At 37.5% G+C, this 23,470-nt stretch carries 21 protein-coding genes; 13 read left to right on the forward strand and 8 right to left on the reverse strand.

All coding sequences use genetic code 11. The features are described from left to right. Positions 1–256: ATP-binding protein (locus tag G466_RS0107260; RefSeq protein ID WP_026813069.1), on the forward strand; the 256-nt coding region annotated here is incomplete at its 5' end. 43 nt (positions 257–299) lie between these two features. Here the strand turns inward: G466_RS0107260 and G466_RS24430 are convergent. Next, the gene (locus G466_RS24430; RefSeq protein ID WP_240488298.1) at positions 300–455 is read right to left on the reverse strand and encodes a hypothetical protein; all 156 of its coding nucleotides are present in this window, start codon (positions 453–455) and stop codon (positions 300–302) included. Between the two features lie 34 nt (positions 456–489). Here G466_RS24430 and G466_RS21590 point away from each other — a divergent pair, with 34 nt between their 5' ends. Further along, positions 490–2,520, forward strand: coding sequence for an amidohydrolase family protein (locus G466_RS21590; RefSeq protein WP_051315558.1), 2,031 nt, complete (start codon positions 490–492; stop codon positions 2,518–2,520). 290 nt (positions 2,521–2,810) lie between these two features. Further along, positions 2,811–3,851, forward strand: coding sequence for a proline iminopeptidase-family hydrolase (locus G466_RS0107275; RefSeq protein ID WP_026813070.1), 1,041 nt, complete (start codon positions 2,811–2,813; stop codon positions 3,849–3,851). A 119-nt stretch (positions 3,852–3,970) separates the two neighbouring features. On the opposite strand, the gene G466_RS0107280 is transcribed toward G466_RS0107275, so the two are convergent. Beyond that, positions 3,971–4,426 carry a DUF4168 domain-containing protein gene (locus tag G466_RS0107280; RefSeq protein WP_026813071.1) on the reverse strand — a complete coding sequence of 152 codons (456 nt, stop codon included), beginning with the start codon at positions 4,424–4,426 and terminating at the stop codon, positions 3,971–3,973. A gap of 451 nt (positions 4,427–4,877) precedes the next feature. Between G466_RS0107280 and G466_RS0107285 the strand changes: the two genes are divergently transcribed. Continuing rightward, positions 4,878–5,435: a YeeE/YedE family protein gene (locus G466_RS0107285; protein ID WP_026813072.1), complete on the forward strand. Its 558-nt coding sequence runs from the start codon at positions 4,878–4,880 to the stop codon at positions 5,433–5,435. 144 nt (positions 5,436–5,579) lie between these two features. Beyond that, complete coding sequence (locus G466_RS0107290; RefSeq protein ID WP_026813073.1) at positions 5,580–5,993, forward strand: YeeE/YedE family protein; 414 nt, start codon at positions 5,580–5,582, stop codon at positions 5,991–5,993. Positions 5,994–6,230: 237 nt separating this feature from the next. On the opposite strand, the gene cydB is transcribed toward G466_RS0107290, so the two are convergent. Both cydB and G466_RS0107305 read right to left on the reverse strand, forming a co-directional pair. After that, a complete protein-coding gene (gene cydB / locus G466_RS0107300) occupies positions 6,231–7,307 on the reverse strand; it encodes a cytochrome d ubiquinol oxidase subunit II (protein ID WP_026813074.1) in 1,077 nt (358 codons plus the stop codon). 3 nt (positions 7,308–7,310) lie between these two features. Beyond that, a complete protein-coding gene (locus tag G466_RS0107305) occupies positions 7,311–8,651 on the reverse strand; it encodes a cytochrome ubiquinol oxidase subunit I (RefSeq protein ID WP_026813075.1) in 1,341 nt (446 codons plus the stop codon). A gap of 299 nt (positions 8,652–8,950) precedes the next feature. Between G466_RS0107305 and G466_RS0107310 the strand changes: the two genes are divergently transcribed. The 3 genes from G466_RS0107310 (at position 8,951) to G466_RS0107320 (ending at position 11,646) form a co-directional block, all read left to right on the forward strand. Continuing rightward, complete coding sequence (locus tag G466_RS0107310) at positions 8,951–9,757, forward strand: sulfite exporter TauE/SafE family protein (protein WP_026813076.1); 807 nt, start codon at positions 8,951–8,953, stop codon at positions 9,755–9,757. A gap of 227 nt (positions 9,758–9,984) precedes the next feature. After that, on the forward strand, positions 9,985–11,376 hold the full coding sequence (locus G466_RS0107315) for an MBL fold metallo-hydrolase (protein WP_026813077.1): 1,392 nt from the start codon (positions 9,985–9,987) through the stop codon (positions 11,374–11,376). 24 nt (positions 11,377–11,400) lie between these two features. Next, positions 11,401–11,646, forward strand: coding sequence for a hypothetical protein (locus G466_RS0107320; protein WP_026813078.1), 246 nt, complete (start codon positions 11,401–11,403; stop codon positions 11,644–11,646). 223 nt (positions 11,647–11,869) lie between these two features. Here G466_RS0107320 and G466_RS0107325 read toward each other — a convergent pair whose 3' ends face one another. Both G466_RS0107325 and G466_RS0107330 read right to left on the reverse strand, forming a co-directional pair. After that, positions 11,870–13,183: a serine hydrolase domain-containing protein gene (locus G466_RS0107325; protein ID WP_026813079.1), complete on the reverse strand. Its 1,314-nt coding sequence runs from the start codon at positions 13,181–13,183 to the stop codon at positions 11,870–11,872. Positions 13,184–13,406: 223 nt separating this feature from the next. Beyond that, positions 13,407–15,614: a S41 family peptidase gene (locus G466_RS0107330; protein WP_026813080.1), complete on the reverse strand. Its 2,208-nt coding sequence runs from the start codon at positions 15,612–15,614 to the stop codon at positions 13,407–13,409. A gap of 365 nt (positions 15,615–15,979) precedes the next feature. Here G466_RS0107330 and G466_RS0107335 point away from each other — a divergent pair, with 365 nt between their 5' ends. From G466_RS0107335 to G466_RS0107360, 5 genes are all read left to right on the forward strand, one after another. Then, a complete protein-coding gene (locus tag G466_RS0107335) occupies positions 15,980–16,501 on the forward strand; it encodes a hypothetical protein (protein WP_026813081.1) in 522 nt (173 codons plus the stop codon). 259 nt (positions 16,502–16,760) lie between these two features. Beyond that, positions 16,761–17,168 carry a hypothetical protein gene (locus G466_RS0107340; protein WP_157373826.1) on the forward strand — a complete coding sequence of 136 codons (408 nt, stop codon included), beginning with the start codon at positions 16,761–16,763 and terminating at the stop codon, positions 17,166–17,168. 55 nt (positions 17,169–17,223) lie between these two features. Next, positions 17,224–18,243, forward strand: a complete 1,020-nt coding sequence (locus G466_RS0107345) for a TQO small subunit DoxD (protein WP_026813083.1) — start codon at positions 17,224–17,226, stop codon at positions 18,241–18,243. 230 nt (positions 18,244–18,473) lie between these two features. Beyond that, the gene (locus G466_RS0107350) at positions 18,474–19,382 is read left to right on the forward strand and encodes a YihY/virulence factor BrkB family protein (RefSeq protein WP_026813084.1); all 909 of its coding nucleotides are present in this window, start codon (positions 18,474–18,476) and stop codon (positions 19,380–19,382) included. A gap of 404 nt (positions 19,383–19,786) precedes the next feature. Beyond that, positions 19,787–20,398, forward strand: coding sequence for a nitroreductase family protein (locus G466_RS0107360; RefSeq protein ID WP_026813085.1), 612 nt, complete (start codon positions 19,787–19,789; stop codon positions 20,396–20,398). Between the two features lie 89 nt (positions 20,399–20,487). On the opposite strand, the gene G466_RS0107365 is transcribed toward G466_RS0107360, so the two are convergent. Then, complete coding sequence (locus G466_RS0107365; RefSeq protein WP_026813086.1) at positions 20,488–21,849, reverse strand: NAD-dependent succinate-semialdehyde dehydrogenase; 1,362 nt, start codon at positions 21,847–21,849, stop codon at positions 20,488–20,490. 44 nt (positions 21,850–21,893) lie between these two features. Beyond that, positions 21,894–23,192: a DUF2254 domain-containing protein gene (locus tag G466_RS0107370; RefSeq protein ID WP_026813087.1), complete on the reverse strand. Its 1,299-nt coding sequence runs from the start codon at positions 23,190–23,192 to the stop codon at positions 21,894–21,896. Positions 23,193–23,470 lie beyond the last annotated feature (278 nt).

Below are 23,470 nucleotides of genomic sequence, written 5' to 3' on the forward strand. Positions count from 1 at the left end.
GTTGGCGAAGGCGAAACTGTTGATCCTGGATGACTTTGGACTGGCTCACTTGGATAGAAAACAGCAAATGGACCTGATGGAGATCATTGAGGACCGGCATGGAAGATCATCTACCATTATTGCAAGTCAACTTCCTGTGGGAAGCTGGTACGATATTATTGGAGAAGCAAGCATCGCTGACGCGATATTGGACCGACTGGTACACACCTCTCACCGGATAGAATTAAAGGGAGAAAGTCTAAGAAAAAAACTGTAATATTGTCATTAACTTATCTTTTTGACCAAAATCCTTAGGGGGGTCAGTATGGCCAGAATAGGGGGTCAACATCACCAGAATATCCAATATTTAATGCTGCTGGGTATTTATGGAAAAAATCACTTCCTAATGGCACAGCAAAACGACTTACCACAGGAACGGATTTAGAATTTGAGCCTTCATTTTCTAAGGATGGCAAACACGTAGTTTATGTTACTTGGAACGATGAAAATATGGGGGCCATACAAAGGTTGGATTTAACTTCTTCCAAAAATAAGCCTGTACAATTAACTACTGAGAGAGCTATTTATAGGGAGCCGTCATTTTCTCCTAAAGACAATAACCTTATTGTATATAGGGAAGAGGGCGGAAATGGAAACCAAGGTTATGTAAATACAAAAGAATCTGGAATTTATCTGCTAGAAGTTAATCACAACAGAAGATCTGGATATAAGTCCACCAAAAGATTGGTGACAAATGAAGGAGAATATCCTACTTTCAACAAGGATGCAAGTAGAATTTACTACCAAACCGGAGGGTATCTATTTGGATCTTTGACCAAAACCCTAAAATCTGTAAATTTAGATGGTAAAGATGCTAGAGAATTAGTAAAATCTAAATATGCGCAAAGAATTATACCAAGTCCAGACGATAACTGGATAGCTTTCTCCAACTTATACAAAGTTTATATTGCCGCACTACCCGTGACTGGTAACACTATTGAATTGGACGGAAGGTCTACCAATGTCCCAGTAGCTCAAGTAGCACGTGATGCTGGAATTAATCTACATTGGTCTGCCCATAGCGACCAGCTTAATTGGACGTTGGGTGATGAATATTTCAGTACGCCTATAAATCAAAAATTCACCTTTTTGGAAGAGGCTCCAGATACCATTTCGAAAATGGATACTGTGGGAATCAAAATTAACCTAAGTCTACCTACCGATAAGCCAAAAGGGATAATAGCTCTTACTGGAGCCAGAATCATTACCATGAATAATGATGAGGTAATAGAAACCGGCACCATTTTAATTAAGGAGAATAAAATAATAGGTGTCGGTCAAAAGGCCTCCGTTAGTATACCTGCCGATGCACATATCATTGATGTTAGTGGCAAAACAATTATGCCGGGATTAATAGACGTACACGCGCATCTAGGACATTTTAGATTTGGCCTTAGCCCACAGAAACATTGGCAGTATTATACCAATTTAGCTTATGGGGTAACCACTACACATGATCCTTCCGCAAATACCGAAATGGTTTTCTCACAATCGGAGATGGTTAAGTCTGGCGCTATGGTGGGGCCTAGAATTTTTTCTACCGGAGCCATTTTATATGGAGCAGATGGAGATTTTAAAGCTACTGTAAACAATTTGGACGATGCAAGGTCGGCCATTCATAGAACAAAGGCATTTGGCGCTTTTTCTGTAAAAAGCTATAACCAGCCAAGAAGGAATCAGAGACAGCAAATTATTAAAGCAGCCCATGACGAAGAGATAGCGGTGGTTCCTGAAGGAGGATCTACTTTCTTCCATAATTTGTCTATGATTTTAGACGGACATACAGGAATAGAACACAACATCCCTGTTGCGGATGTTCATAAGGACGTCATCCAATTGTGGGCTGCTAGCGAAACTGGCTACACCCCTACCCTAATCGTTAATTATGGCGGATTGAATGGGGAATATTTCTGGTACCAGACCACCAACGTTTGGGAAGATGAAAAGCTTTTAAAATACACTCCAAGAGGTATTATAGACTCACGTTCTAGACACCGCACTATGGCACCTATGAAAGAATATGAAAACGGTCATATCCTAGTTTCAAAAAGTACTAAAAAATTAGCCGATGCAGGCGTTAAGATTAATCTGGGAGCACATGGACAGATACAAGGTATTGGTGCCCATTGGGAACTTTGGATGCTGGCACAAGGTGGGATGACCAATATGGAGGCTTTAAAAGCTGCCACCATCAATGGGGCACATTACCTAGGAATGGATGATTATTTAGGCACACTACAACCTGGAATGTTGGCAGATTTGATCGTACTAGACAAGAATCCTCTTGAAAATATTGAGAACTCTAACTCTGTAATCTATACCATGATTAATGGTAGATTGTACGATACGGATACTATGAACGAGATTGGAAACGGGGAAAAATCAAGAGGAGCATTCTATTGGGAAATGAACGACTATGCGCCTGCTTTTGACTGGCATGGAGAAACTACAACAGGTTGCTCTTGTGAAGCAGATCACTAAAAAATAGAGGTATTTAGTTTCAATTTCGAGCTCTCTGTTTTCAAAAGGTAAAGCAAAGCTACCTTAGGTATTGGAGGAACGCTATCTAAACAAGGATTCAAAGAGAAGGTACTAATCATTCTCTTTGAATCCTTTTCTTTTTTAATCAATCTCTTCTTAGGAAGTCTACTACATCCCGAATTAAGAATAGCTTATCTTTTTAGCTATATTTACTAGAAGCCATTTCTAAATTAAAACACTTGTAGAATTTAGGTTAGCACTTATAAAAAAACCAAATAATACATTGAACCATGAGAAACACAATCCTTCTTCTTTCCCTACTTTTAGGACTCTCAAGTTGCAAAAACAACAAGGAATCCAAAACTATTAGTTCGGATTCTAATTCCCTAGAAACTGTAGACAACAGTACAAAAGGGGTGAAAATGATCCCCATTAAGACTCCCGTGGGGGAGTTTAAGGTGTGGACCAAAAAAATGGGAAACAATCCCACCATCAAAGTATTATTATTACATGGTGGTCCTGGTGCCACCCATGAATATTTTAAAATATTTGACGACTACTTTCCAGCAGCTAATATTGAATACTACTATTATGACCAATTGGAATCCGCTTACTCAGATCAGCCCAACAACAAAGAGTTATGGAGCGTGGATAGATATGTTGATGAAGTAGAACAAGTAAGAAAAGCATTGGGATTGAACAAAGATAATTTCTACCTCTTGGGGAGTTCATGGGGCGGCCTATTGTCAATGGAATACGCATTAAAATATCAGGACAATCTAAAAGGTTTGATTATTTCCAATATGATGGCGTCTATCCCAGATTATATCACTTATGCCAATGCGGTACTTGCACCTCAACTAGATCCTAATGTTCTAGCCGAAATTAGAGCGTTGGAGGCCAAAGCCGATTATGCCAATCCTCGATACACAGAATTGATTCACACCCATTATTATCCCAAACATGTACTGAGGATGCCTTTGGATGAATGGCCTGAAGAGGTAAACAAAGCCATGTCCAATATTAATGAAGACCTGTATGTTACTATGCAGGGACCAAGTGAATTTGGAGTGGTGGGCGATGCTAAACTAAAGAATTGGGACATTACTACTGAGCTATCTAAAATCACTATACCCACCCTTACCATTGGGGGAGAATACGATACCATGGATCCCAAGCACATGGCATGGATAGCCACAGAAGTGCAAAATGGACAATACCTTCATTGTCCAAATGGCAGTCATTTCGCAATGCATGACGATGCTGAAAATTATTTTAGTGGGGTAATTAAATTTATTAAAAAAATTGATCAGGAGAGCAAGAAACAATAGAACTGCAATCTTTTGCGTAGGTAATAACATTCCAACAATCGTTTTCAGAACAAAGACGCCCATAAAAAAAGGAGAAGCAAAAATTTGCTTCTCCTTTTTATGTCTAACTATCAATAAGACTACCCCTGACTTTTTACAATAATAGCCTGTAATCTTTTTTGCAATGAAGGATCTTGTTGTATTGCCTTTGCAAGAGATTCAAACTGCTCCATCGTCATTCCAGTAGAAGTTATCTGCTCATTTATCTCCTTCTCCAATTCCGGTTGCATTTTCTCTAATTTGGCAAGCGCTTTCTTATGTAATTCCTTCTCCTTATCTGTAGCATCTATTTCCTTATTTGGATCCATAGAAGCTTGTTGAATTTCACTAAAGCGCTCCACTCCAATTCCCTCATCCTCAATTACTTTCATCATGTTTTGTTGCGTCACTTGATTTTGAATCTGTAATTTTTGATATGCGGTTGCAAAGTTGGTTAATTCCGCATCTGAAATACTGGTTTCTTGAGCAAACAATCCAAATGTTCCCAACAAGGCTACAAATAAAAATACCCTTTTAACTTTTTCTGATTTTAACATACATTATTTTTATAGTTTATAATCGATTGATTTCGCTCGAAATACCTTCAAACCAATTAACCCTTTTTAGATTAATTACAACAATCTTCAAGTATCCAAAATTAACGGCCTTAGAAACCCCATCCAATTAAAACCAACATATTAACGTTAAACTACAGGATATTTAGTGAAGTTTTAACATTATTACCGAAAGATGGGCTCTTTGAGACCTAAAAACTGCCTCCTCCCTATTCAATTTCCTAAAAGGTTATGACTTACATTTAATAACTTTTTTAGGATATTTAACCTATATCCCACGAAATCTAAAATCGTTACGTATTAAGAATTCTAAGAACAATCCTATTAATGTAAAATGCTAATTGTAAATTCAGGAAGCAACTGTGTAACCTATGTAACACAACATCAATTTAAAAAAGATGATATTTGCAGTCCTTAAAAATTATTATTAATTATGGAATGGATTTTAGAACCTTGGCCGTGGTATGTAAGCGGCCCTTTGATTGCTCTTACCATGTTTACCCTATTGTATGTAGGCAGGAATTTTGGAATGTCTTCCAATTTAAGAACCTTATGCGCCATTGGAGGGGCCGGTAAAACTAGTACCTTCTTCCAATTCGATTGGAAAACCCAACGATGGAATTTATTGGTAATGATAGGAGCCATTATAGGTGGATTTGTTGGCTCACAGTATTTATCAGATAACCAGGTTCCAGACCTCAACCCAAAAACAATTGAGCAGCTAAAAGCTTCAGGATTCGAAAGTGCAGGAACAACCTATGTGCCAACTGAGTTATTTGGTGAGGATGCATTTTCTTCTCCTACAACCTTAATCTTATTGTTGATTGGTGGTTTATTAGTTGGATTTGGTTCGCGTTATGCGGGTGGATGTACCTCCGGGCACTCCATATCGGGTATAAGTAATTTACAAATGCCCTCGCTCATAGCTACCATCGGTTTTTTTATAGGGGGATTGATTATGATTCACCTCATTTTCCCATTTATCTTTTAGGTGATATTTCTAACTAGTTACAGTTCTTTTAACCCGCTGTGCGAAACAGATTAAAAACATTGCCTTGTACAGAGGAATAGGAACACCAATAAACTGGCTACAATCAATTTAATCTTAAAATTTAAATTTTAAAGCATATCAATAATGAAAAATATTATTTATCCCATCATAGGAGTATTCTTCGGAATCGTAATGTACAAGTCCGAAGCGGCATCGTGGTTTCGGATTTATGAAATGTTCAACTTTCAGTCGTTCCATATGTATGGCTTAATGGGCTCAGCACTAGTAGTGGGGATTATTATAGTACAATTCATCAAGAGAAATAACGTAAAGGATACACAAGGAAATCCTATTGTAATTGCCGATAAGGACAAGAGTATCTCCCGTTATTTAATAGGCGGAATTCTTTTTGGATTGGGTTGGGCTTTGGCAGGCGCTTGCCCAGGACCTATGTTCGTATTGACAGGAGCAGGATATTTTCCAATTTTAGTAGTAATTCTGGGAGCAATATTAGGCACCTGGATCTACGGCATGTTAAGACATAAATTACCTCATTAATCGGATTTAACTCCCTATTAATTACCAATAGTCAATAGGGGGTCGATAACCATCGGAATTTAAATTTTGAGGCTCTTAAAGGGCATCTATTTCAGCACCTTCCCTCCCCAAGGAAGGTGTTTTTTATTGGCTAACCCGATTTGACTACTCCATCCGCCCATAATTCAAAAAAAAATCAGTACTTCTTCTGCTACTTCAGATATGGAACTTTTTTGCATAATCCTTCTAAATACCAATTTAATGATCCCCATATCCAACATCATCCATTTTTCCTTTAAATACGCTCAATTGGATAACAGTGTACACTACAACTAGAACAGCTGCTATGATAAACCAGTATACCCCTATGGAAAGTCCATACTCGGGTGCAGCCATACTCTGAACGGTCAAGGAAGGGTTAACCCCATTGGTAGAGGGCAATAAGTTTGGGAACATAGAAGCCACTGTTGTTGCAAAACTCCCAAAAATAAACATGGCTGAAAACAAAAATCCAGTCACATCTTTTTTAAATTTTTTTATCCAAAACTGTCCCACCAATCCAATAGCAGCCATAATAGGAAATAACCACAACCAATAATGTGTACGTAAATTTATTAAGGGAAATGGTTTTACAATATGCCACAAACCAGCAGAAAGGAGTACCAAACCTAATAAAACAAAGTTAAGTTTATAGATACTATTTCTTAACCGCCTATTTAAATCTGTTGAAGTTTTAAATATAACCCAATTGGCCCCATGTATGGTAAGCGTTACCACAGCAACAATACCAAGAAGTAGGGTAAACCAATCAATAACTCCTTGTTGTTCTGCAAGCGGATCTAATGTGGGGTTCCAAAGTGCTAGAAAAAAATAGTGTGGCTCCTGCGTAGACACCCCGTTTTCTACCATTCCAAGATTTACGCCGCGCACTACATTTCCCAAAGCGATGCCAAAGAATAATGCCAGTAATAGACTGGCTATTCCAAATGCTTTATCCCATAGCTTCTCCCATAACCTATTGTGTATCTGACCTCTTAATTCCAACCCAATCGCCCGGAAGATTAGCAACCAAAGAACCATTATTAAAGGGAGATAAAAGCCACTGAAGGCAGATGCATATAAGGTAGGAAAAGCAAAGAATAATACGCCTCCAACTGCAATAAGCCATACTTCATTGGCATCCCAAAAAGGTCCAATTGCATTGGTTACGGCTTTCTTCTCTTCTTCTGATTTAGTGAAGAAGAGGTGAACGATTCCAGCACCAAAATCATAGCCATCCAAAATTACGTAAACGGCCAACATGAACATCAATACTATAAACCAAAATATTTCCATAACTTATAGTTTTAAAGCGATTGGAGCTTCTGGTCCTTTTCTGACAATTTTTGCGACCAACAAGAGAAACAACAATCCGAGAAGCATGTAAAGGCCTACAAATCCGAGAAGCGTAAATAAAGTATTCCCAGAGGATACAGTTGGAGAAATACCATCTCTCATCAACATTAAATTATAAACCAACCAAGGTTGCCTCCCCAATTCTGCTGTATACCACCCTGCTGTATTGGCAATGTACGGGAATGGAATCATGAACATCAGCACCCAGAGTAGCCATTTTGTATGGTAGAGTCGATTTTTCCACAATAAAAAAGTGGCCAACAACATAAAACCGATAAAAATAGTCCCTAGGCCCACCATAATATGATACGCGTAATACAAACCTGGAACATTTGTGGGGTGAAGCGATTCATCAAATTCATTTAATCCTTTAATTTCAGCGTCCCATCGCTGATAGGTCAGAAAACTTAAAATATTAGGAACCGCTATTTTGTTATCTATTTTTCTATTGATCATATCGGGTTGCCCTACCAATATAATTTCCGACCCTCCCTTCTCTGTCTCAAATATACCTTCCATTGCTGCAAAGGATACCGGCTGATACTTAACCACATTTTTAGCGGCCAAATCCCCTGTTGGAAATGCGACTAAAATTGAGGAAATCACTCCAAAGATTACTCCGGTCTTTACAAACATTTTTCCGAAACGACTATGTTTATTGCTCAGGAGATAAAAAGCCCCGATGGCGGCCACAAAAAAGGAACTCGTTATCAGTGAACCTGCTTGGTTGTGTAAATAAGATGGCCATAACCAGGGATTACTAAACAAGGCACCAAAATTATTGAGGACAAATTTTCCATTTTCGAGAATTTCATAACCTACGGGATGCTGCATCCAGGAGTGTGTAGCAATAATTAGAAAACCACTTGCCCAAGATCCTATAAAAACTAACAGCCCCGTTAGAAAATGAAGTCGATGCCCTAAGAGTTTTTCTCCAAAAATGAACATTCCTAGAAATGAAGATTCCAAAAAGAAAGAAAACATACCTTCCATTGCCAAGGTTTGCCCAATAATGCTACCGGTAAGCTCAGAGAATTTGGCCCAATTAGTACCAAACTGAAACTCCATTGGAATGCCCGTTACAACACCCATTGCAAAATTTAGTGCAAATATTTTCATCCAGAATTTAGATGCATGATTATAATCCTCATTCTTGGTCCGTAAAAACTTCCATTTGAAATAAACAATCATTAGGGAGAGCCCCATGGTTAGCTGTGGAAACAGGTAGTGAAAGGTTATGGTAAAGGCAAACTGAAGCCGATTGTAAAGAATCATATCCTCCATAGTAGAATCACTTTGGTTATTTGAATGCTAGTCTGCCTTTCAGTTCCATTAACAATTATGGAAATAGTCCTATACAAATATAAAATAAAACAGCCTTGTTAACGATTAAACCCATCTAGATATTGAATATTTAGGTATAGATCTTACTACTAAAAAAACAAATTTAATAAAAGCACGGTTCACAAACCATAAACCGGTTTAGGTAGCCTATGGTAATAAAAACTCTCTGTAACCTATGTTACCGTGCATGGAGGAAAGAACTCCTAATTTCGTTCTTGTAAAAATTAACGTTTTCAACTATGGAGATTTCACAACTTATAGGATATGCTTTAGCGGTTTTGGTAGGCACCTCATTAGGACTTATAGGAAGCGGAGGATCTATTCTTACAGTTCCTATTTTGGTTTATATTATGGCCGTTGAACCCGTATTAGCAACGGCCTACTCCCTTTTCGTGGTAGGTACCACCTCACTTATTGGCGGCATACAAAATGCTATTCAAAAGAAGGTAGATTATATGACAGTGCTTATTTTCGGTATTCCTTCCATTATTTCCGTATATCTTACCAGAGCTTTTTTAGTTCCTATCATTCCGGATGTCTTATTTTCTATTGGAGGATTCCATTTCACCAAATCTATTGCTTTAATGGTACTCTTTGCCATTGTAATGATATTAGCCTCTATCTCCATGATCCGACCCTGCCCGAAGTGTAATAATACGGATTCAGAAAAAATCGTTTATAATTACCCCATAATCTTGTTGGAAGGAACGGTGATAGGAGTTCTTACCGGATTGGTTGGTGCTGGCGGTGGCTTTTTAATTATCCCCGCATTAGTACTATTGGCGAAGATGCCCATGAAATTAGCGGTAGGTACTTCCCTCCTTATTATAGCAGCAAAGTCACTTTTAGGCTTTATAGGAGACCTACAGGGAGATGAAGTGATTGACTGGCTAATGCTATCTACCTTTACCAGCCTATCCGTAGTTGGTATATTTATAGGTATTTTTCTATCCAAGAAGATAGAAGGAAGTAGACTTAAAATGGGATTTGGCTGGTTTGTATTGTTGATGGGTATCTATGTCCTGATCAAAGAATTGTTCTTTTAATGAAAGGATTGAAGCTAATTAACATCTAAAATCCGTTCAATAAGAACTACTATGTAACGTAAGTTACTTTAAAAGTTAAAATGGGGTTGTATTTTTACGGTATTGAGAATTAAAAGAGGTAACAATATTGCCCTGGCAAAAGAATCCTCCATGTGTAGGGCAAGGGTATGTCTGATTTAAAGACAACCACGGAGGTTAGAAGATACTAATTATTAAAAAATTAAAATATGTTTTTTCAACACGTATATGACAAAAGTCTAGCGCAAGCGAGCTATTTTATTGGATGTCAAGCAAAAAATGAAGCCATTGTTATAGATGCACAAAGGGATATTGATGTCTATTTAGAAATTGCCGAAAAGAACAATATGAAAATCACCCACATTGCAGAAACCCATATCCATGCAGATTTCCTAAGTGGATCTAGGGAATTAGCGGCCGTAACTGGAGCCAACCTATACCTTTCTGATGAAGGTGGTGAGGATTGGCAATACCAGTTCCCCCATGAAGGATTAAAACATGGCGACAAAATTACTGTGGGCAATCTAAGTTTAGAGGTTTTACATACTCCAGGACATACACCAGAAAGTATCAGTTTTCTACTTACAGACCACCCTGCAACAGATGAACCTGTAATGGTTTTCACGGGCGACTTTGTTTTTGTAGGGGATGTTGGTCGACCCGATTTGCTGGAAAAAGCAGCCGGACTAAAGGGTACGCAAGAGAAGGGCGCTAAGCAAATGTATGAGTCTATACAGCGATTTGCAGAACTCCCTGCTCACATCCAGGTTTGGCCTGGTCATGGTGCCGGGTCAGCTTGTGGAAAGGCCTTAGGAGCCGTACCAAGTTCTACCGTAGGATACGAGAAAATCCGAAATTGGGCCTTCCAATATGAGGGTGACGAAAAGGGTTTTACAGATTATCTATTGGAAGGACAACCAGAGCCACCAAAGTATTTTGCCATGATGAAGCATCTGAACAAAGTGAATCGTCCTTTGTTGGTAGAAGTTCCGAAGCATCCTAAATTGGATAAAGAGGCGTTTTTAACCGCCTATGAAAATGGACTTAAAATAATAGATGCACGAGACAAAATGGAGTTCGCTAAAGGGTTTATTCCAAAGAGTATCAACATACAAGGGAACAATTCATTCTCTACTTGGGCTGGGTGGTTATTAAATTACCAAGAACAGTTTGTATTGATCGCAGACGACCACCAAATGGAAGATCTTACCAGAAAACTAATGCGTATTGGCTTAGATAATATCTACGGCTACATTTCAGAAGTAGACAATTTAGGCCTAGAACTCCAAATAGCAGATGTGATCGATATAGAATCCTTTAAATCTTACCTAGGGAAAGAGGATGTACAGATTGTAGACGTGCGCGGTGAAAGTGAATACGAAACCGCACACATAAAAGATGCCGACAATGTTTTTGTGGGAACCTTAGAAGACAACCTACATAAAATTAGCAAGGATAAACAAATCATAATTCACTGCCAAAGTGGGGATCGTTCTACCATAGCCTATTCTTTATTGCGAAAGAATGGTTTTAATAAAGTGAAAAACTATTCTGGGGGAATGAAAGAATGGTTGGAGAAAGATAACAAAGTAGTCCAATAAATTCAGGTTTAAGGAAAACAAGAAATGATAGACAATATTCAAAATAATTGGAGCCTATTTCGCTTCATTAGACTGGCAATTGGCCTTTACCTTTTAATAGACGGAGTAAGAACAGAAATGTGGATATTAATTGCCATAGGAATTGCGTTTACTGCAATGCCATTACTGAACATTGGCTGCTGTGCTAGGGGAAACTGTGCAGTTTCGCCTACAAATGAAAATAGTTCTTATGCAGAAGAGGGTACTTATGAAGAGGTAAACTCTAAGTAATTATGATTCTTAATATGGTTTCTTAATACTAATATAGGACAATAAAACCGTATCGATCCTTAGCATCTGGGCAAATGCTTATGAATTTAAAAATGACCTTCCTATTCGATGCTGTAGTAGGAAGGTCTTTTATTAATATTCAAAAATACATGCAGACAACCAATTAGGTTGAAGAGTAATTTTCAGTCCCAATGATCAAATGGAATTTTGTCACATCAGCAATCTATTCTTTGGCAAGTACAAAAACGCCCCCTCCTTGTTTAAGGGTCATTTGATTGTTTTTAGTATCAAATTCCATAACAACCCCAGCTTGGTCAAATTTAAACTTATCCTTCTCCGTAGCATCTAAACTAAACGAAGGCTGACCTGTTGCTTGTGCCACTAGAATAGCACCCGATTTAGTAATGGTTATTTTTAAGGGAAAACTAGGACTGGAATATATCCCTAAATACACCTCTAAATCATCTGAGCTAACTTTATATGTTTCAAAGGATGGCACAGTAAAATCCCTATTAAAAAGAGCGCTTAATAAGGCTATGGCTATATCATTATTATTAAAATTAGTCCCGTTGGAGGTTAGTGCAAAAGCACTTTTTTCTTCTGGAAAATACCCGAACATAGAACTGAACCCATCTATTCCCCCGGTATGCCCGAAACTATATTTTTCATAGAACGGCATTTTAAAAAGCCCCATACCATAGTTGTCCTTTAATGTTTGCATTTGGGTCACACGCTCCTCAGAAACAATTTTGTGATTAAAAAGTGCTTCTGCAAAAAGCAAAATATCGGATGGATCAGATATTATTCCTCCTGCTCCTAAAGGTATGGACATGTCCGTTTCCGTTTGTATTTCCCAGTCCCCCTTATATGAATTAGCTTCATTTTTTTCAATATCGATTTTACCACCGAAATAGGTGTTTTTCAATCCAATTGGATGAACAATCTTTTCTCTTAAAATCTCAGCGAACGACTTATTATATAGTTTTTCAAGAATAAAGGAAAGAAGAACATAATTAGAGTTACTATACTCGGATTTAGTATTAGGCTCAAAAGCGCTTTCGTACTCTGAAATAATGGACAACAATTCCTCCTCACTTTTATGCTCGGTATTATACGACAAATACACTTCATCATTGGTAAAGTTATAGATGCCACTTCTGTGGTTTAATAAATCAGCAATGGTGATTTCACTGCTGTTCCTTACCGATGGAAAATAGTTCTCTATGGTTTGCTCCAATTTTATTCTACCTTCTTCAATTGCTTTAAAAACTAGTGTAGCAGTAAACGTTTTGGAAATAGAGCCAATCCTATATTTTGTATTATCATCTGGCTTTTTCTTTGTTTCTATATCGGAAAAACCAATTTGGTTGGCATAAACGATTTCCCCATCTTTCATTAAAGCAACGCTCCCCATAAACTTATTGTTTACCTCCAAAACGTTGAAATAGGTATCTAATTTTACTTTATCGATAGTTTGGGATATACCTACCTGAACGGTCAGTATAGCAAGGAATAATAAGACTTTTTTTTTCATCATTAGACTGGTTTTTTATAACTAACTACAGTTTCCGAAACTGCTTAGCCCTCGTCAGCATGGCAGTGGCGATTTGGCAGGCGTTCTAGGCAGGGTTTCCTAATAGAGAGTGTCACCCAAATAAATATACGGAAATTAAGCAGTTATTCTGAGACTTCAAGGGATTATTCTCGCTCTTAAATCCGACTTCTATTTATTACCCAAAGGTATTTTTGCCATTCTACTCTTAATCCACCAGTATTAAATCGACAGCCTTATCAATCAGCTCATCCTTACCGTCTCTTATTCCTTGTATAGTAGGTTTCACTTCAATATCGGGTATAATCCCCACCCTTTGGGTTTCTTCCCCGTTGGGATAATAAACACCAATACCAGAGATCATTGTTCTTAATCCGCCAGGTAGATGAATGGCAGAAACATTTCCATCTGCTCCTGCAGTAGCACTACCAATAATAGTAGTATTATCGCCCGCTCTAAATGCCATTGCGGTATATTCTGCCTGACTTTGAGATAGCTCATTCACCAGTACAATAAGCTTGCCTTTATAAGTATCTCCCTCACCAGGAATGGATAATTCTTTGGCAAAAGTGAATTCTCCTGGATGATCTACATTGCCATTGGTGAATTTTACAAAAGGCGTGGGCTTGGATACAAAATATGATCCAAGACTAAAGGGAACAAAAGTGGATGGATAATTCCGTATGTCCATTATTATACCTCTAGTATCCTTAAACTCCTCTTTGATTTTTGGAATATCTTCCTCTTTGATGGAAGCAAGCGTAACATAACCAATATTATTATCTAACATCCTGTAAGACTTGTCATTGCTTTTTCTATACCATCGATAGATATCTAAGTTGCTCGCGGCATATAATTGAAGTGTCATTGTCTGCTTGTTGGAATCTTCTGAAAGATGTTCAATTTCCATTTTGGTGGAATTTGACCGCAGCAGGTCAGCGGAAATATCCCTAAGCCTTGATGGCGAGTTGGACGCAGGATAATATTTGGATACTTTTTCTACAATCTCCTCAACAGGCACCCCATTAATCTTCGTAATTACATCGCCAATTTCCAAACCCACTTTGGGTTTAAGTTCCGGATTGTAATAATCTGTGACGACTAGTTTGTCTTCTATGAATCTTACATGTACTGGTGCATGCATCACCCCTTTCCAATCGTCAATCCTATCTGCTCCTGCCCAAATATTAGCATGTGTATCCTTGATATCGCCAATGATTTGTATTGCAGCAAATTCGTACTCCAATTCGTTTTTAGCATCCAAAAAAACAGGGATATATTCTTTTAGAACCAAGTTCCAATCCTTATCCATTAAATGGGTGTATGGAAAAAAGTAATTTATCATATTCCAATATCGGAACAAGGATAAAAGACGGAATCCATCATCTGGATATGACATATTGGTATATGGATTTTCGTTTTTAAATTCTGGATTCCTAACGTTAGATACCATCCCTATATACTGATGCTTGCCTTGGGAACGATTGTTATAAATATGTAAAAGCTTCTCCTTCAAAATTATACCCTGACTATTAATCCATTCTAATTTAGGCTTAAGAAAGGCTTTTTCATCTACTGGCTTACATGCTGCACAGTCTTTCATATCCCCTAGTTTATCTATCCACTCCACCATAAGCTGGTCTCTTTTCCCAGTATCCTTCACGTTGAGATAAGACGGTAAAAACCGGAACAACTCATAATCCCAATTAACTTCTCCCTTGGCTATATTAGGATGATGATATTTAAGGAATCCCCAAACGCGCCCCAACAATTCTAAGTCGTCCACATTTCTCAAAGACAATCCAGGAATTTCTATGCCTGAACCGTTGTCAAACTCCTTATCAAGCAAGGCGTTGGGCAGCACTCGCTCTACTTCCTTTAGTGCTTGCACATCCTCTCTATCTATGGTCAGGACAAAGTCATCAAACCAAGCCTCGCCCTTCCCTACAAGGATCCCCGCAATAAAAATGTTCTCGGCACCTTCCGGATAATTAAGGGTAATGGTGTATTTTTCCCAATCTTTTGTTCCTGTAATATTTCGGTTTTCCATATTGTCAAAGGCCAGTGAACTGTCATAACCATCAATACGCATTAACAAGCCTGCAAAACCATCTTCTACATTCTTAATTTTCATATAACCTTCCAACATAATCGTTGTCCCTTCATAATTGGCAGGAATTTTATACGCAATGCTACCAAAAGAGCTACCGGCTTCGTCCGCAGTAATCTTTCCAGAACTTTTACCCGAATGGGCCAAAGTATCTACACTAAGATTATAATACCCCCATTTGAACCACCCCTCGGAAAGCGTGCTATTTTCTTTCTGATTTTCAAATCCAAGATTAAATTTCTCTTCGATTTGAGCACGGCCGCCAACTGATGCCAATAGCAGTAGACTTATAAGCAGTTGTTTCATCCCCCAGTTTTTATAAAATAAATAATAGGCGTACGTATTTTCATCGTTATCGTATAATGAAATTTATAGGATACGACCCATCATTTTTAAAAATAGGAAAAATAATTCTTACTATTACTTTAAATATTTTTCCTGCAATTACCTTCTTGATATTATATTAATGGTGTATTCCCTACCAAGCTAGTACACAGCACCGATGTTCTAGCAATTCTCCTATTATCGTTACATTTAAATATAAAGGATTACAACAATGATTATATGGTTCATTTCACAAAATAGTCTCAAACCCCCTCAACCTGAAAGCAACCTTTTCACTCTACCTACATCTTCTATAATATCTAATAAACCCATACCAATAAGCTATAATGAAAATCATATTTTATTCCATCGTATTCGTAATTCTAGGAAGTATCATAACCTCTTGTGATAAGGATGATATTAACCATCAAAACGACTTCGAAAAAAGCGTCAATGCGTGGTTAGATTTTAAAGAGAAATCCAATAATTCCTATGAGTATGTTGTCCAAGGCACTTCATGGACCGGTTTAAGATGGGAAACAACGATTCAGGTTGCAGAAGGCACCACCATACAAAGACATTTTAAGTATACGTCTACCGAAGGCCTAACAGCCGATATTCCAGAGGAAGAATTGGAGTGGACAGAAAATGGAAGTGGTATAAATAGTAGAACCAATACAATCGCAGCCCAAGCTTTAACACTGGATGAAATATATGAGAAGGCCAAAAAGGAATGGTTAATTGACAGAAAAAATACTAAAACCTTCTTTGAAGCTGAAAACGACGGTCTTATCTCTTCATGCGGGTATGTAGAGAATGGCTGTATGGACGACTGTTTTGTTGGTATTTCCCTGAAGAATATCAGATAGTTATGACATATTGAAAACTTTACTTCAAAATTATTGATCAAGTAAATTCTAAAAAGGGATTATGTTAGATGAAAAAGCTGTCTTTCTATTAGAAAATTAGCAAACTATTTTTCAAAAGATTAAACCTATTTAATGAGGTGGAATACAAAGAGTAATAACTATTAACTTAGAATCTCCTTTCATAGTTAATAGCCACTGGTCTTTTAACAAATCTTTAGCTCAAATACCATACCAACCCTACTTATCTAGGCGTTATAATATGAAGATTTATGTACCTTTGCAGGTCACATCTATGAACGGCGCATACTTACATATTAAAAACTTACAGCGAGCACTATTTTTGCTGGCTATTGCGATAGCATTAACCCCCTGTTCTATAAAGGAAACTGTTTTCAGTTCTTTTGATATTGCCTTTGAACGCCCTTTAAATAAAACTAGGACGTTGCAAAGCGCCAACACGGAATGCGAACTTCAAGTGCTTTCACATTCCTATATTAAAGATAACACCCAATCAGCGGCCAATCAAGTTCCAAATGCCGCAAATACTGCTTCAATTATTTTAGCAGGCTGCAAGAAAGTAGCCCTTAAGCAATATGCTAAAAAAAGTACGGGCAATAGCCCTCCTATGTATATATTATATAAGCGACTTAAATTTGATATAGCCTAGAGACTTCTTTTGCTATTCAATTTTTAACACAATCGTTTATATAATATTTTTTTTAATGAATCAGAATAAAAATGATCAGTCACACAGTATGGCTGGTCTCTTCACTTTGGCAATTCGTCTGGTAGTAGGCTGGACTTATTTTTCCGCTTTTTGGCGTAGACTAGTAATAGACAATAAATTAAACCCTGAGGAAGCGGGTTATATAGGAGAAAAATTCAATCATTTCTTACCCAACGCTTTAGGCATTGGCCCCATGATAGAATATTTAGTGAGCAATCCCGATACCCTTTGGTGGGCCATGATGGTGTTTACCATTATAGAAGGATTGGTAGGCCTATTTATTATGCTGGGTCTTTTCACCAGATTAATGAGTATTGGTGTTTTTAAACTGGCAATGGGAATCCTATTAGGCGCTGGTTGGATAGGTACCACCTGTCTGGACGAGTGGCAGATAGGAGTATTAGGTATTGCCACAGGCTTCACCTTATTCCTTACCGGTAGCGGCGCCTACTCTTTAGATCAATATTTTATTGATAAAAACGCAAAATTTACGCGTACAAAATGGTTTACTTGGTTAGGTTCTGGAACCTTGCCCATTAATAACATTAAGCCAGTGGTATTGACAGGGGCATTGGCCATTTTTGCTCTAACCCTATTCACCAATCAGTATTTCCATGGGGGTATCTTTGGAACCCTTCACAACAAATCTGTAAAGCCAAAATTAGAGATCAGTAACACAATCCTCAATGAGGACTACTTACAGTTTGAGGTGTTCCGAGTAGAAGGTGCAGATGTTTATGGTTCTTTTTTAATCGGTATTCAGCTGTTGGACAAAAATGACAATATCCTTTTATATAAAGAGGGGTCTGATCTTGCCATCTTTCCAATAGATGATATTCACAATTATTATGTGGCCAAGATAAAACCCGGAAAACACAGTCTTATTATTCCGTTAGGGGCCAAGGCCGATCTTACTTTGGACCTAGAAAATATCGATTTACAGAAAGGGGAGCAATACACCCTAAAATTGATTGATATTAGTGGTTTGGAATGGGAAATCGAGATGGTTTATTAATCCCAATTATGTATAAAAACTGCCTAAAATTGGGCCTTAAGCTAAAACTTAAGGCTTTTTTTGTTTTTAATTTCTGATCTTAAATTTCCACCTAACAGTCACATACCTGATTAATTATTTGGATCAACAAATAATTCTATAAGGACAAGACAACTATATGCTAACAGCTAACTTATTCTATATGCAGCCAAAAAATATATTATATCTTTATTAATTATTTCTATCACCCTATGAAAGAAGAACGCACAAGGTTTAAACCAAAAGATATCCCATCCTTAATTAAGGACACTTTTAATGCATGGATGGCTAATGATCCTTGGCGCTTAAGTGCCGTTATTGCTTACTACGCTGTGTTATCCCTCCCAGCCCTATTGGTGATCATTATCAATATAGTGGGAAGCATTTGGGGCGTAGAAATAGTACAAGGTCAACTTACAGACGAATTTTCTGCCGCCCTAGGCAGGGAAGCAGCAACCTCCATTGAAAACATAATTTCCGAAACTCAAAATGAGAAAAAAAACCTTATCTCTACCCTTATTGGAATTGGGACTTTGCTCTTTGGTGCTACCGGAGTGTTTTATCAATTAAAAATATCTCTTAACCAAATATGGCAAGTAGAACCAGACCCTAATGCAAAGGTTTGGAAACTCATTACCGATCGTGCGCGCAGTTTTGCCTTTATATTAGTTATAGGTTTTTTATTATTGATCAGTTTTATTTTTACCGCAGCAATTGGTGTTCTTAACAGTTATATTAAACAGATGTTCCCCGATCTAGTCATATATATAGCTTACATAATGGATATGCTTATATCCATAAGTATAATATCTGTATTGTTTGCGTTGATGTTTAAATATTTGCCAGATGCCAAGATTAAATGGAAAACTGTATGGAAAGGCGCTATTCTTACCGCCGTGCTATTTGTCATCGGAAAAACCTTATTAGGGCTCTATTTTGCCGCAGCAGAACCAGGCTCTACCTACGGTGCGGCAGGCACAATAGTTTTAATATTATTATGGGTTTCCTACTCTTGCTTAATTCTATTTTTTGGAGCGCAGTTTACTTATATTTACGCCCAACGCTATGGACAAGGCATTCAACCAAGTAGTATAGCTACAATAAGCAAATCCAAAGGATAATTACTATCTTCTCCCTTTAATAATTGGAACATGGCAATCTATCCTAAATCAATCAAATCCCTAAAACAAAATAAAGTAGGAGCTAATAGCATATTTATTTTTCAGCATTGCAAATGCATCAACATATTAAGCAAAAACGGCAACTAAAAGCGGTGTAGCTTATTAATTTTGTCATAAGAGTTATGCCGGACCAATTTTTAATAAATATGCTTTTGAATTATAAAGAACAGGCTGCCCTAAATGAAGTATGCTACCCTACCCTATATCTTATTCTTATAGTTCCAAGCATCAAAAATTATCCTAGTAATCATATTGGATAGTGAAAAATGGGATTTTTACCTTCTAAGACTTATCCAATTCCATTACTCTTAATTGATATCATTTTTACATAAAACATACAAAACATGACATCCTCTGAACAAATACAACTAGAAAAAATAGCAGATGCAGATTATGAAATATTTGCTTTGTTAAAGCAACGATATAGCCCTAGGGTATTCAAGGACAAGAAAATTTACAAACAGCATTTAAATCAACTTTTTGAAGCAGTGAGATGGTCTGCAAGTTCCAATAACTTACAGCCTTGGCGCTTTTTATATGCTGAAAAAGGTTCGGATACCTATAACAATATTTTAGATTGCTTAAGCGACTTTAATAAAGAATGGGCATCAAATGCTCCCTTATTAATGTTAACTGCCTACAAGGAAAAAACAGACGATGGCAAAGAAAATTTCCATGCGTTGCATGATCTTGGTCTTTGCATGGGTAGCATGACAGTGCAGGCACAATATATGGGCATAGCGCTACATCATATGGCCGGAGTGGATTGGAAGAAGGCCCATGAAAAATTCAACATTCCCGAGGGGTTCCATGTAACTACCGCTGTTGCCATGGGACATTATGGCGGAAATCTTGATGATCTACCCAACAACTTAAAGGAACAAGAAGTAGCAAATAGGAAACGAGTTTCACAATTAGAATTTGCTTTTAAAGATACATGGGGAGACCAAAAGTAATCACCAATTCATAAAATTAAAAAGCCTGAAAAATAAGTTTAATTTTCAGGCTTTTTCTTTTTTCGATTTCAATCACATGAAGACAATGACTATTTCCCGATAAAGACCGTTTTTTTATTTACAAATTCCATTATCCCTTCCAAGGAAAGTTCACGTCCATATCCAGAAGCTTTAGTACCTCCAAAAGGAAGTCTTGGATCAGATTTTACCATCTCGTTTACAAAGAAAGCCCCATCAGGTATTTCTCCTATAGCCTGAAGAGCATTCTCTAAATCTTCGGTAAATAACATAGTACCCAATCCAAATCTAGATTTTGTTGCCAATGCCAAAGCATCACCTCTGTCCTTTGCTTTAATAACCGCTGCCACCGGTCCAAAAAGCTCTTCATCAAAAGCGGGCATTCCAGGTTTAACTCCAGTAAGTATGGTAGGCTCATAATACGCTCCATCTCTTGAATTGCCCAATTCTACTTTCGCTCCCAGTTCAATTGATCTATCTACTTGTTTAGCTAGGTCATTTCCTAAATCTTCCCGGGCCAACACACCAATATCTATTTTACTATCCAAAGGATCTCCAGATTTTAAGGCCTTAATTTTATCCCTAAATTTAGATAGGAATTCCTCATAGATTTCTTCCACTACAATAAATCGTTTCGCAGCAATACAACTTTGACCATTATTTTGCATACGTGCACTGACCATTGTATCCAAATGTTTGTCCAGATCAGCATCTTCCCAAACCACGCAAGCATTGTTCCCTCCTAGCTCCATTACCGATTTTTTAAGGTTTTTACCCGCTAAGGAAGCTATGGCACGTCCCGCCTTTTCACTTCCGGTAAGACTTACTCCTTGTACAATATCGCTCTGCATTACAACTTCTAACTGTTTATGATCTGCCAAGATTACTTGAAAGCAACCTTCTGGAAATCCTGCTGAAAGAAACAATTCCTCTAGTGCCATTGCACAACCTGGAACATTGCTGGCGTGTTTTAAAATAAGGGTATTCCCTGCTGTTAGGGTTGGGGCGGCACAACGTATTACCTGCCAAAAAGGAAAGTTCCAAGGCATTATTGCCAATACACTCCCTATGGGATCGTAACTAATAAAGCTCTCCCCTGCTTCGGTCTCTATGAGATCGTCCGCTAAAAAGTCTACGGCATTCCCCGCATAAAATTCGCACGCCCATGCACATTTTTCAACCTCAGCAACGGCTTGGCTCACGGGCTTTCCCATTTCCCTAGCCATTAACACACTATAACGCTCTTTGTTCTCTAACAATAGATCCGCCAAATTCTGAAGCAGTTCTACCCTTTTTTCTATACTTTCCTTTTTCCATTCCAGAAAAGCTGTCTCGGCCCTATTCAATACCAATGCTATGTCTGTATCGGTAAATGGTTTGTACTTCTCCAACAGTTGGTTGTTATAAGGATTTATTGATTTTATATATTCCATACTTTTAAATTTTTAACGATTTTAAAATTTTATTTAAGAGCCACTTACGTGTTATCCCAATCCTGAAACATTTTTAGTATACGATCCCTATCCAGGTCATTATCAATATTATTTTCAACATCCTTTTTTAACGCCTGTATCTCCAATCTTATCCCCTCTCTATTCTCTGTAGAAATCTGTGTATCCCTTTCTAAAAAACCCAAAGCCCCGATAAGAGTAGCTACGACCGAGTTATCTTTTTTAGCATATAATCGTATGGGTTGTACTAGAATTTGCATAAGTTCAGAAGCTGTGATTTGATTTTTAATAAGGATAATTTTTCCCTCCTCAAGTGAGGCCGAAGTTATTTTAGGCAATCTTAGCGTCCTCTGCAATAAGGGAACGAGTTTTGTTATTGCATCAATAGCCGTACCAGGGTCATTTATCCCAGGTGACATAGCTTTAACGGCAATTTCCATTAGCTTAACCATTCCCCCCACCCCATCATTATGATCGTTTCTGTTCTTAGATAGTTGACAACAAAAATGCAAGGACTCTAAGTCATCCCCTTCTACTTTATCCTTTATCTTCAACATGGGCATTCCTTCCCAAATATGGGCGCCCAAATAAGGAACAACCGCTATCTGATTCCCTTTTTCTACAATTGAATTTGGCAACAAAGAGGCATCAAATCCCCTAAAATATCCTGTTTGAGGAGCATCTATAGTTATAAAATCATCAGTTTGAACCATTTGCAGTTCCATTTGGGAGTCTTTAGCACTCTCAATCTCCCTATCTATCTGCCTATTACTGGAAAGATAAATGCTTTCAATTATATTCTGAATTTGAATGGATGTAGATATACTGTGAATAAAATAAACGAATAAAGCCACACAAGCTACCCCCCACATTGCGGCCAACATGGTAGAAAACCCTAAGGAAGCGGAGTCTATTCCCCTAGCCCCCAAAACAATAAGTAGGATAATACAATATAATAAGGTTCCAATATATACCCCTAAAATAAATTGGTGTTTTTTATTGGAAATCAAACTTGGCAAAAGTCGCGGGGAAAAGTTAGAAGAGGCCTGGCTGAGCACAACCATAACCATCGTAAAACTAAAAACTGTTAATGATAGAACGCCGCTTACTAAAGTAGTTAGAATGGCCCTTGCAGTTTCATAGTCTGAAATAAAAAGATAGGGAAGTTTATCTTTAAGGGATTCTGCAAGCTCCAAACTTTCCAGTTCTAAAATCGCAAATGCAAACAACAAGAATCCCAAAGTAATAATAACGGGATAAAATGCAATACTCTGTATCACCCTTCCATAGACCTCCTTGGTTAATTTTATAATAGATCGGAACATATTAAGCTTTAAATAATTGTCTTAAAGATAGGGATAATAACCTCCCGGGGTATCCTATTCCATGATATTACTAGCACAAAAAAATGAATAACCCTACTTATTACTAGTTACTAGCAACAACATCCAAACTATTCAAAAGAGGCAAGAATAAATTGAATAGCGTTCATAAATAGCGGGGTTTTTATATAATTTTGATTAAACAGATTAAGAAATACTAATCTTTTGTGAATAAATAATGGATTTGGAAGTTCACTTTAGAAGTAGGCATTTTTCATAAA

It is taken from the genome of Arenibacter certesii DSM 19833 (genome assembly GCF_000429545.1).
GTDB classification, from domain to species: Bacteria; Bacteroidota; Bacteroidia; order Flavobacteriales; family Flavobacteriaceae; genus Arenibacter; species Arenibacter certesii.